Origin of the sequence: Herbiconiux sp., from assembly GCF_023264895.1 — a bacterium.
Classification (GTDB): Bacteria; Actinomycetota; Actinomycetes; order Actinomycetales; family Microbacteriaceae; genus Herbiconiux.
In genome coordinates this window covers 1-10,762 of record NZ_JAHFUY010000121.1, presented here as the reverse complement: position 1 = coordinate 10,762, position 10,762 = coordinate 1, and the positions used below count along the sequence as shown (strand labels likewise).

The 10,762-nt window shown below is 71.0% G+C and carries 9 protein-coding genes; 5 read left to right on the top strand and 4 right to left on the bottom strand.

The window, feature by feature from the left end; all coding sequences use genetic code 11:
• The 4 genes from Q0D57_RS17820 to Q0D57_RS17805 all read right to left on the bottom strand — a co-directional run.
• On the bottom strand, positions 1-773 hold a 773-nt coding region (locus tag Q0D57_RS17820; RefSeq protein ID WP_291046577.1), incomplete at its 3' end, for an ATP-binding cassette domain-containing protein.
• Positions 770-1,564 carry an ABC transporter permease gene (locus Q0D57_RS17815; RefSeq protein WP_291046580.1) on the bottom strand — a complete coding sequence of 265 codons (795 nt, stop codon included), beginning with the start codon at positions 1,562-1,564 and terminating at the stop codon, positions 770-772. The genes Q0D57_RS17820 and Q0D57_RS17815, both read right to left, overlap by 4 nt.
• A 74-nt stretch (positions 1,565-1,638) precedes the next feature.
• On the bottom strand, positions 1,639-2,658 hold the full coding sequence (locus tag Q0D57_RS17810) for an ABC transporter permease (protein ID WP_291046574.1): 1,020 nt from the start codon (positions 2,656-2,658) through the stop codon (positions 1,639-1,641).
• A 25-nt stretch (positions 2,659-2,683) separates the two neighbouring features.
• Positions 2,684-4,333: an ABC transporter substrate-binding protein gene (locus tag Q0D57_RS17805; RefSeq protein WP_291046571.1), complete on the bottom strand. Its 1,650-nt coding sequence runs from the start codon at positions 4,331-4,333 to the stop codon at positions 2,684-2,686.
• A 59-nt stretch (positions 4,334-4,392) separates the two neighbouring features.
• On the opposite strand from Q0D57_RS17805, the gene Q0D57_RS17800 reads away from it, so the two are divergent.
• From Q0D57_RS17800 to Q0D57_RS17780, 5 genes are all read left to right on the top strand, one after another.
• Positions 4,393-4,977, top strand: a complete 585-nt coding sequence (locus tag Q0D57_RS17800; protein ID WP_291046569.1) for a TetR/AcrR family transcriptional regulator — start codon at positions 4,393-4,395, stop codon at positions 4,975-4,977.
• 241 nt (positions 4,978-5,218) lie between these two features.
• Positions 5,219-8,650, top strand: coding sequence for an isoleucine--tRNA ligase (ileS, locus tag Q0D57_RS17795; RefSeq protein WP_291046567.1), 3,432 nt, complete (start codon positions 5,219-5,221; stop codon positions 8,648-8,650).
• Positions 8,643-10,139 (top strand): folylpolyglutamate synthase/dihydrofolate synthase family protein, encoded by a 1,497-nt coding sequence (locus tag Q0D57_RS17790; RefSeq protein ID WP_291046565.1) that lies wholly within the window; start codon positions 8,643-8,645, stop codon positions 10,137-10,139. The genes ileS and Q0D57_RS17790 overlap by 8 nt, the downstream gene beginning before the upstream one ends.
• The gene (locus Q0D57_RS17785; RefSeq protein ID WP_291046562.1) at positions 10,136-10,498 is read left to right on the top strand and encodes a DUF4233 domain-containing protein; all 363 of its coding nucleotides are present in this window, start codon (positions 10,136-10,138) and stop codon (positions 10,496-10,498) included. The genes Q0D57_RS17790 and Q0D57_RS17785 overlap by 4 nt, the downstream gene beginning before the upstream one ends.
• A gap of 73 nt (positions 10,499-10,571) precedes the next feature.
• A partial coding sequence (locus tag Q0D57_RS17780; RefSeq protein ID WP_291046560.1) for a nucleoside-diphosphate kinase occupies positions 10,572-10,762 on the top strand: 191 nt, incomplete at its 3' end.

Genomic DNA, 10,762 nt, shown 5'->3' with positions numbered 1-10,762 from the left:
ACGGCCAGATCATGACTGATGAACAGCAGCCCCGAGCCCTGCGCCTTGATGGTCTCGAACAGCCCCAGGATCTGCGCCTGCACGGTGCTGTCGAGCGCCGTCGTGGGCTCGTCGGCGATCACGAGGGCCGGCGAGGCCGCCAGCGCGGAGGCGATCAGCGCTCGCTGCCGCAGTCCGCCCGACAGCTCGCCCGACCGCTGCCGCATCCGCGAGCGCGGCTCCGGCATGCCGACCGACTCGAGCAGCTCCTCCACTCTGGCCCGCCTCCCGGCCTCCGACAGCGTCGTGTGCAGCCGCAGCGCGTCGGCGATCTCCCGCCCGATCGGGCGGAGCGGATCGAGCGACACGAGCGCGTCCTGCACCACGAGCCCGATCCGCCCGCCCCGCACGCGGCGCCAGGCGGCAGCGGATGCGCCGAGCATCGAGGTGCCGTCGACCTCGAGGGCGTCGGCGGTCACCCACGATCCCGGGCCCACGAGCCCCACGAGCGCGCGTGCGGTGACCGACTTGCCCGATCCGGATTCGCCGACGATGGCCAGGGAGCGCCCGGCCCGCACCTCGAACGAGACCCCGTCGACCACGGCGGGCCCGCGCTCGGAGACCCCGCCCCGCAGACTCCGCCTCCCCCTGCCGAACCCCACCCGCAGCCCCTCGACCCGCACGAGCACGTCGCCGACCCGGTCCGCCACCGGAGGATCCGTGGGCTGGTTCGCCGCAACGGAGGACTCGCCCACTGCCGTCGACTCGAACTTCCTCCGCAAGTCGTCCGTCATCGCGGCCCCCTCCTCTGCAGCGCCCGCCCGAGCACCGTGGTGGCGGCCGCGCTCAGCACGATCGCGAGCCCGGGGAAGAACGTCAGCCACCACGCGGTCGCGAGGTAGTTCTTGCCGGCGAACAGCATCGCCCCCCATTCCGCGGCGGGCGGTTCGGCCCCGAGCCCCAGGTAGCTGAGCGCGGCCGCCCAGACGATGGCCTGCCCGACTCCGAGCGTCACGAGCACGAACACGGGCACGACCGCATTGGGCAGGATGTGCTGCCCCAGGATGCGGGTGCGCGAGCGACCGAGCACCACGGCCGCCTCGACGTAGGGGGAGGAGGCGACGGATCGGGTCTGCGCGCGGATGATGCGCGCGTAGCCCGGCGCCGTCGCGAGCCCCACGGCGATGGTCGAGGTCACGACTCCCGGGCCGTAGACGGTGATCACGAGAAGCGCGAGCAGCAGCCCGGGGAACGCGAACAGCACCTCGAGCAGCCGGCTCACCCCGAAGTCCACGATCCGCCCGCCGAGCGCCGCCGCGAGCCCGAGCACGAGCGCGAGTGCGATGCCGATGGCGGTGGCGGCCACGCCGATCACGAGCGACGGCGCCGCCCCGTGCACGACGCGCGTGTAGATGTCGCGCCCCGACTCGTCGGTGCCGAACGGATGCCCCCACTGCGGTGCGACGAACGCCTCGGCCGGATCGATGGCGAGCGGGTCGCCGGGAGCGAGCAGCCACGGCGCCACGGCGGCCACGAGCAGCACCCCGAGGAACGCGATCGCGACCCACTGCGCGGCCCCGAGCATCCGACCGCCGCTGCCGCCGCTGCCGCCGCTGCCTCCGCGCGTGCGCCTCCCCGCCTTGCCTCCGATCAGCGCGGTCACGAGACCCGCTCCAGCTCCCGCTCGCGCACCGCGAGCCGCGGATCGGCGACACGGGAGACCGCATCCGTCAGCACCGTCATGATCACGTAGCCGAGCGCGACGACGAGCACGACCCCGATCACGAGCGGCACGTCGCGGAGCTGCACCGCGTTCAGCAGCGTGCGCCCGAGCCCGGGCCTCGCGAAGATCGTCTCGACCACCACGGCTCCCGAGATCAGCCACCCGAACGCCCAGCCCGAGAGCGCGATGCCGGGGAGCGCCCCGTGCCGCAGCACGTGCCGCCACCGCACGCCGCTCTCGCCCTCGCCGCGGGCGAGGGCCGAGAGCACGAACGGCGCGTCGAGCGCATCGAGCACCGACTCGCGCATGACCTGCCCGAGGAACCCGGCGAGCGGCAGCGCGAGCGTCAGCACCGGCAGCACGAGCCCCTCGGGCCCCTGCGTCGAGACGGCGGGGAGCCACCGCAGCGTCGTGCTGAAGATCAGCACGAGCACGGTCGCGAGCCAGAAGTGCGGCACGGCGGCCGCCACGATCTCGAGCCCCGAGCCGACCACGCCGGCCACCCGCCCGCCCCGCGTCGACCACACCGCGAGTCCGAGCGCGATCGCCCAGGCCACCGCGAGCGCGAGCACGGCGAGGAGGAGCGTGCCGCCGATCTGCGCCCCGATCACCTCGGAGACCGGGGTGCGCAGCGAGTACGACGACCCCAGGTCACCGCCGAGGAGCCGCGAGAGGTAGAGCCCGTACTGCGCCCAGATCGACTGGTCGAGCCCGTACTCGGCCCGCACCGCTGCGAGCGCCTCAGCACTCGCCTGAGAACCGGGGCCGCCAAGGATGGCCTGTGCCGGGTCGCCCGGGATGAGCCGCAGCCCGAAGAACGTCAGCGTGGCGGCGGCCCACAGCACGAACACCCCGCCGAGCACCCGCAGCCCGATCCGCCCGGCCCGCCGGAGCGGAGGAAACCCGCCTTTGCTGCCGGCAGCGGAGGAACTTCGCCCCGGGTCCTCACCGATCATCCTCCGAAGCCCGCGCGGTCCGCGCCTACTCCTGCACCCACGCGTCGCCGAAGTATGGGATCTGCAGCGTCGGCAGCAGCGACAGCCCCTGCACGTCGGTGGAGTAGCCGATCTTCGTCAGGTGGTCGTAGAGCGGCAGCACGTAGGCGCCCTCGGCGAGGATCTGCTGCGCCTCCTCGTAGAGCGCGGCCCGCTCGGCGGGGTCGGACGTCTGCCCGGCCTCGGTGAGCGCCGCGTCGAGCTCGGGGATGTCGACGTGCGAGTGGTTCGGGTGGTAGCCGCTCGGAGCGGGCTGGATGTTGTCGGAGTGGTAGAGGATGCGCAGCACGTCGGGCGAGTTCTTGGTGTAGATCGCGCTCGTGACCCCGAAGTCCCACTCGGCGAGGGCGCCGTACCAGCTCGACAGGTCGAGCGGGCGCAGCTGCACGTCGAAGCCGACGGCCTTCGTGGTGGCCTGGATCTGCTCGAAGAGCGAGACCTCGGCCGGGATGGACTGGTTGGTCGAGATCGGGAAGTCGACCGTGAGACGCTTGCCGTCCTTCACCCGATAGCCCTCTGCATCTCGCGAGGTCCAGCCCGCCTCGTCGAGCAGCTTGTTGGCGAGGTCGGAGTCGATCGCGTACTCGCTCTCGAACGAGGCGCCGAACGGCGTCGACGACGACAGTACTGAGTAGGAGCGGTCGACCGTGCCGAAGAAGAGGCTCTCGATGCCGGGGTTCACGTCGGCCGAGTGGATGAAGGCCTTCCGCACGCGCTCGTCGTCGAAGGGTGCGTAGCCGGAGTTGAGCTCGAGCCGGATGGACGCGCCGGGCAGGGCTCCCGTGAGCACGTCGAAGTCACCGCCGGTCGCGGCGGCCTCCTGCACGGCCACGACGTTGTCGGGCTGCATCTCGTCGATCACGTCGACCTCGCCCGACTGCAGTGCGGCGAAGCGCGTGGCGGGGTCGGGGATGAAGCGCCAGACGATCTCGTCGAGGTAGGCGGGGCCATCGTTGGCTGCCCCCTCCGGCGCCGAGTTCCAGTCCTCGTTGCGGGTGAGGGTCACGTGGTCCTGCTGCACCCACTCGGTGAACACGAACGCCCCGGTGCCGATGGGGCCCGCGCAGTTCTCGTCCATGCCGCGCGCGAGCCCGGCCGGAGACTCCATCGCGAGCCAGGTCTGCGCGAGCGACTCCTGCAGCGCGCTGTCGGGCTCGGAGAGCGTGAAGCGCGCGGTCGTGGGGTCGACGGCGGTGACCTCGGTCACCTTGCCGAGCGCGAGGATGGCGGTCGACGACGCCGTCTCCGGATCCTTCATGTGCTCGACGTTCGCCACGACGGCCGAGGCGTCGAACGGCGTGCCGTCGGTGAACGTGACGTCGTCGCGGAGGGCCACGTCGACCGTGAGCCCGTCGTCAGACACCGTGGCGCCGGTCGCGAGCCACGGCACGATCTCGCCCTCCTCGTTCTGCGAGAACAGCGACTCGAGCACGTTCGTGCCCACGAGGGCCTGCGGCATGTTGCCGCCCACGTGCGGATCGAGGCAGGTGGGCTCGCCGAAACCGGTGGCGTAGGTGAGCGTGCCCCCGGCTGCGGGGGTCGAGGGGGTCTCGGCGGGCTCGGCGGCGGAGCAGCCGGCGAGCACGAGAGCGGAGGCGGCGGTGAGCGCGAGGAGCGCGGCAGGGCGACGATGCATGGCATTATTGTACGCGATCTATTTATTGCTTCTGCACACCACGGCGAAAGGAGCGGACGATGGCCGGACGACCCCGCGCATCCTCCCAGGGCATGCTCGAGGAGGCTGCCTCCGAGCTCTTCCTCGAACAGGGCTACGCGAAGACCACGATCGAGCAGATCACCCAGCGCGCCGGTGTGAGCCGCAACACCTTCTTCAACTACTTCGGCCAGAAGAGCGAGCTGCTCTGGGTCGAGCTCGACGCGAGCCTGAGAGCGCTCACGGATGCGCTGGGTGCGGCGAGCGACGCCACACCGCCCCTCGAGGCGGTGGAGCAGGCCCTCCTCGCCACCGCCGCCGCCTTCCCCGCCGGCCGCGCGCCGCTCGTGCTCACGCAGCACGAGACGATGGGCATCGACGACGAGCTGAGGGCGGCGGGCCTCGCGCGGGCGCTGCAGCACGCCGACGCGATCGAGCTCTTCCTCAGCTGCCGGCTCACGGGCCAGGATGCCGCGCTCCGCTCCCGCGCCGTCGCGCTCGCCGTGGTGGGGGCGGCGGCCGCCGCCGTGGGGCGCTGGGCCGCCGACGGCCCCACCCGCGATCCGCTCGCCGACTACGTGGCCCGCGCGGTGCATCCCGTGCTCACCGGCTTCGCGATCGGCTAGAATCGGGAGCAGTATGGCGATGAACCGGCGATCACCGGGGAGCCTTCGGAGGAACGGTGAGCGGGCCCTCGGCCCGGGAGCTCAGTAGAACCGAACGGGTCGGGCCCGTCACAGCCTAAGAACGAGCGGCCGGCCGTGGTGACACGGCGGGTCAGCGAGGTGGTACCGCGGTGAGGGGCAGCAGCCCGCAGCCGTCCTCGTGGAACAGGCAGCACACCGACACGGCCCGTCCAGGAGCATCATGACGTACCCCAAAGATCCCGACGAGTTCTCCTCCGTCGTCCCCTCGCCGAGCTTCCCCGAGGTGGAGAAGGGGGTGCTCGCCTTCTGGAAGGGCGACGACACCTTCCGCGCCTCGATCGCGAACCGCGAGGGCTCCGACGAGTGGGTGTTCTACGACGGCCCGCCGTTCGCGAACGGACTGCCGCACTACGGGCACCTCCTCACCGGCTACGCGAAGGACGTCTTCCCGCGCTTCCAGACCATGCGCGGCAAGAAGGTCGACCGTCGCTTCGGCTGGGACACCCACGGCCTCCCCGCCGAGCTCGAGGCGATGAAGCAGCTCGGCATCACCGAGAAGAGCCAGATCGAGGAGATGGGCGTCGAGGTCTTCAACGACGCGAGCCGTCGCTCGGTGCTGCAGTACACGTGGGAGTGGCAGGAGTACGTCACCCGCCAGGCCCGCTGGGTCGACTTCGACAACGACTACAAGACGCTCGACACGACCTTCATGGAGAGCGTGCTCTGGGCCTTCAAGCAGCTGCACACGAAGGGCCTCGCCTACGAGGGCTACCGCGTGCTGCCCTACTGCTGGAAGGACGAGACGCCGCTCTCGAACCACGAGCTCCGGATGGACGACGACGTCTACAAGATGCGTCAGGACCAGACGGTCACGGTGACGTTCCCGCTCGTCGGATCGCGCGCCGAGTCGCTCGGCCTCACCGCCGTGCGCGCCCTGGCGTGGACGACGACGCCCTGGACCCTGCCCACCAACATGGCGCTCGCGGTGGGCCCCGGCATCGAGTACGCCGTGGTGCCCGCGGGCCCGAACGGCACCGCCGACACCGAGGTGGCCAGGGAGACGTCGGAGGCCACGGCCGCAAGCCCCGGAACGGGGACCGGATCGCTCACCGTGCTCGGCGCCGAGTACCTGCTCGCCACCGACCTCGTGGGCAACTACGCGAAGGATCTCGGCTACGACTCCGCCGACGACGCGCGCGCCGCGATCACCCGCACCGTCACCGGCCGCGAGCTCGAGGGCGTGGCCTACGACCGCCTCTGGGACTACTACGCCGACACCGAGAAGTACGGCACCGAGAACGCCTGGCAGATCCTCGTGGCCGACTACGTCTCGACCACCGACGGCACCGGCATCGTGCATCAGGCCCCCGCCTACGGCGAGGAGGACCAGAAGGTCTGCGAGGCCGCGGGCATCCCCGTCATCATCTCGGTCGACGACGGCGGCCGCTTCCTCTCGGCCGTCAAGGAGGTCGAGGGCCTGCAGGTCTTCGACGCCAACAAGCCGCTCACCCAGCTGCTGAGAGCTCAGGGCCGGCTCCTCCGCCAGGCCAGCTACGAGCACAGCTACCCGCACTGCTGGCGTTGCCGCAACCCGCTCATCTACAAGGCGGTGTCGAGCTGGTTCGTGCGTGTCACGACCATCCGCGACCGCATGGAGGAGCTCAACCAGCAGATCGAGTGGGTGCCCGAGAACGTCAAGGACGGGCAGTTCGGCAAGTGGGTCTCCGGTGCCCGCGACTGGTCGATCTCGCGCAACCGCTACTGGGGCTCGCCCATCCCGATCTGGAAGAGCGACGACCCGGAGTACCCGCGGGTCGACGTCTACGGCTCGCTTGCCGAGCTCGAGGCCGACTTCGGCCGCCTGCCGCTGAACCGCGACGGCGAGCCGGATCTGCACCGTCCCTTCATCGACGAGCTCACCCGGCCGAACCCCGACGACCCCACCGGGCGCTCCACCATGCGCCGCATCGAGGACGTCTTCGACGTCTGGTTCGACTCCGGATCGATGCCGTTCGCGCAGGTGCACTACCCGTTCGAGAACGAGGACTGGTTCCGCACCCACAGCCCCGCCGACTTCATCGTGGAGTACATCGGGCAGACCCGCGGCTGGTTCTACGTCATGCACGTGCTCTCGACCGCGCTGTTCGACCGCCCCGCCTTCTCCAACGTCGTGAGCCACGGCATCGTGCTCGGCTCCGACGGCCAGAAGATGTCGAAGTCGCTCCGCAACTACCCCGACGTCTCCGAGGTCTTCGACCGCGACGGCTCGGATGCGATGCGCTGGTTCCTCATGTCGTCGTCCGTCCTCCGTGGCGGCAACCTCGTCGTCACCGAGGAGGGCATCCGCCAGGGCGTCCGGGAGGTGCTCCTGCCCCTCTGGAGCACCTACTACTTCTTCACCCTGTACGCCAACAGTGCGAAGGAGGGTGGCTACGACGCCCAGTGGCGGACGGACTCCACCGATGTACTCGACCGGTACCTGCTCGCGAAGACGCGGGAGCTGGTGCAGTCGGTGACCGCCGACCTCGAGGCTCTGGATGCGACGCTCGCCGCCGCGAAGCTCCGCGACTTCGCCGACGTGCTCACCAACTGGTACGTGCGCCGCTCCCGCGACCGCTTCTGGTCGGGCGAGGACACGCAGGCCTTCGACACCCTCTACACGGTGCTCGAGACCTTCACCCGCGTGGCCGCCCCGCTCCTCCCGCTCGTCTCCGACGCCGTCTGGAAGGGCCTCACCGGCGGTCGCAGCGTGCACCTCACCGACTGGCCCGACGAGAACGACTACCCGGCCGACGCCGGGCTCGTGCACACCATGGACCAGGTGCGCTCCATCTCGTCGACCGTGCTGTCGCTCCGCAAGCTCAACGGCCTCCGCGTGCGCCTGCCGCTCGCGAAGCTCACGGTCGTCACCGACGGCGCCGAGTCGCTCGCGCAGTTCGAGGGCATCCTCCGCGACGAGCTCAACGTGAAGCACGTCGAGACCGTCGCCCTCGCCGAGAGCTCGGCGGCCGACTACGGCCTCTCCTCGCGGCTCAGCGTGAACGCCAGGGTCGCAGGCCCCCGTCTCGGCAAGAACGTGCAGAAGGCCATCCAGGCGGCGCGTTCGAACGGCTGGTCGGTCGAGCACGGCGTCGTCACCGCGGGCGGCATCGAGCTGCTCGAAGGCGAGTACGAGCTCACCCTCGAGGCCTCGGGAGACGCCGCCGAGACCGGTGCGGTCGGTGTGGCCCTGCTGCCGCGCGGCGGCTTCGTGCTGCTCGACACCCGGATCACGCCCGAGCTCGAGGCGGAGGGCTTCGCGCGCGACGCCATCCGCGCCGTGCAGGACGCCCGCAAGTCGGCCGGCTTCGACGTGAGCGACCGGATCGTGCTCGACCTCGTGCTCTTCTCCGACGCCGACGCCGAAGCGCTGTGGAGCGCATCCGGAGCGGTCGACATCGCGGGGGAGACCCTCGCCACGAGCTTCGCCGTGCACGCTCCCGCCTCCGCGCCCTCGATCACCGCGAACCGCGAGGCGCTCCCCTCGGAGTGGCTCGGCGGCATCACCGCGGCGGCCCCCGAGCACTTCGTCCGCATCCCCGCGGGCAAGTACGCCAACCAGGACGATCTGCTGATCGCCGTGAGCCGGAAGACGGTGACCCAGGATGTCTGACAGCTTCTTCGGCGGAGACTTCGGCCCGCCCGCTGACGACCCGGACGACGCCGACGGCCGGAACGGCGGAGGCCCGGACGGCGAGGGAGGCGAGCAGCCGGACGAGTTCGGCCGCGTCGGCCTCGACGCCCCGGACGAGTTCCTCGAGCAGGGCGACGCCGTCTACGCGGCGCTCCTCGCCCGCCTCGGCGAGTCCTCGCCCGAGCCGCGGCTCTCGGCCACGCGCCGGGTCGTGGAGCTCCTCGGCGACCCGCAGCGCGCCTACCCGGTCATCCACATCACCGGCACCAACGGCAAGACCTCGACCAGCCGCATCGTCGAGAGCATCCTGCGCGCCCACGGCCTCCGCACCGGCCTCTTCACGAGCCCGCACCTCGAGCGCCTGAACGAGCGCATGATGATCGACGGCGTGCCGATCTCCAACGAGGCCCTCGCGGCCAACTGGAGCGACATCGAGCCCTTCCTCGAGCTCGTCGACGCCGAGCTCGAGGCCGCCGGTGAAGCGCGGCTGACCTTCTTCGAGGCCCTCTCGGTGCTCGCCTTCGCCTCGTTCGCCGACGCCCCCGTCGACGTCGCGGTGATCGAGGTCGGCATGGGCGGCGAGTGGGACTCCACCAACGTCGCCGACGGCCAGGTGGCGGTCATCACGCCCATCTCGCTCGACCACACGGCGCGGCTCGGCAACACCGTCGCCGAGATCGCCCGCACGAAGTCCGGCATCGTGAAGCCCGCCTCCCAGGTGGTCACGGCCCAGCAGCCCGCGGAGGCACTCACCGAGCTCGCCCGTGCCGCCGAGCTCACCGAGTCGACCTTCGCGGTCGAGGGGGAGGCGTTCCGCCTGCTCGAGTCGAAGGTGGCCGTGGGCGGCCAGCTCGTCTCCGTGCAGGGGCTCGCCGGAACCTACCGCGACATCTTCCTGCCGCTCTACGGCGCTCACCAGGGCCACAACGCCGCCGTCGCGGTGGCCGCGGTCGAGTCGTTCCTCGGCGGAGGCACCCAGGCCATCGCCGACGACGTCGTCACCGAGGGCTTCGCCACCGCCACCTCGCCCGGCCGCCTGCAGCTCGTCGGCATCGAGCCCACCGTGCTCGTCGACGCGGCCCACAACCCGGGCGGGGCCGCCGCTCTGGCCGCTGCGGTGGGGGAGTACTTCACCTTCGATCGGGTCGTGGCCGTCATCGCCGTGCTCGAGGACAAGGACGTGGCGGGCATCGTGCGCGCCCTCGATCCGGTCGTCACCGAGTTCGTGATCACGAGCTCCTCGAGCGACCGGGCGATCGACCCCGACGAGCTCGCCTCCATCGTGGTCGGCATCGCGGGGGCCGACCGGGTGCTCGTGGAGCCGCGGCTCGAGGACGCCCTCGACGCCGCCCGCGACTCGGCATCCGGATCGGAGAAGGGCGCGGTTCTCGTCACGGGCTCGATCACCCTCGTGGGCGAGGTCATCACCCTTGCCGCGGCCGAGGGGTGGAAGGGCGAGGAGAAGTGAGGGGCGGCTCCGTCCGGCAGAGCCTCGCCTCGATCATCCTGACCTTCGAGGCGGTCGTGATGTTCTTCGCGGCGCTCGTGATCTTCGGGCTCAAGGCGCTGCCGGCCCCGCTCGCCCTCGGCGGCGGCGCGGCCGTGTGCGTGCTGCTGCTGCTGAACGTCGTGCTGCTGCGGTTCCGCTGGGGCTACGCCCTCGGCTGGGTGCTGCAGGGCGTCATCGTGGCGGCCTGCTTCCTCGTGCCGACCCTCGCCATCATCGCGGCGATCTTCATCGGGCTCTGGATCTACTCCATGATCAAGGGCGCCCAGATCGACCGCGAGAAGGCCGCCTGGGCGGCCGCGCAGGCCGAAGCGGAGTAGGGCGCACGCCGAATCGGAGTAGTCGGCCGCGCCCGCTAGGGTGAATGCCGTCAGTCAACCTGGAAGGACCAACGTGACCACGTACGTCGAAGAAACCCTCGTCCTCGTGAAGCCGGACGGCGTCGCCCGCAACCTCACCGGCGAGATCCTCCGCCGCATCGAGGCCAAGGGCTACCAGCTCGTCGACCTCAAGATGATCGAGCCCGACCGTGAGCTGCTCGCCGCGCACTACGAGGAGCACCTCGGCAAGCCCTTCTACGAGCC

Excerpts from the sequence above, each read along its gene's own strand:
- Q0D57_RS17815 (WP_291046580.1), bottom strand. The coding sequence starts at position 1,564 with ATGCTCGGGGCCGCGCAGTGGGTCGCGATCGCGTTCCTCGGGGTGCTG.
- Q0D57_RS17810 (WP_291046574.1), bottom strand. The coding sequence starts at position 2,658 with ATGATCGGTGAGGACCCGGGGCGAAGTTCCTCCGCTGCCGGCAGCAAA.
- Q0D57_RS17805 (WP_291046571.1), bottom strand. The coding sequence starts at position 4,333 with ATGCATCGTCGCCCTGCCGCGCTCCTCGCGCTCACCGCCGCCTCCGCT.
- Q0D57_RS17800 (WP_291046569.1), top strand. The coding sequence starts at position 4,393 with ATGGCCGGACGACCCCGCGCATCCTCCCAGGGCATGCTCGAGGAGGCT.
- ileS (WP_291046567.1), top strand. The coding sequence starts at position 5,219 with ATGACGTACCCCAAAGATCCCGACGAGTTCTCCTCCGTCGTCCCCTCG.
- Q0D57_RS17790 (WP_291046565.1), top strand. The coding sequence starts at position 8,643 with ATGTCTGACAGCTTCTTCGGCGGAGACTTCGGCCCGCCCGCTGACGAC.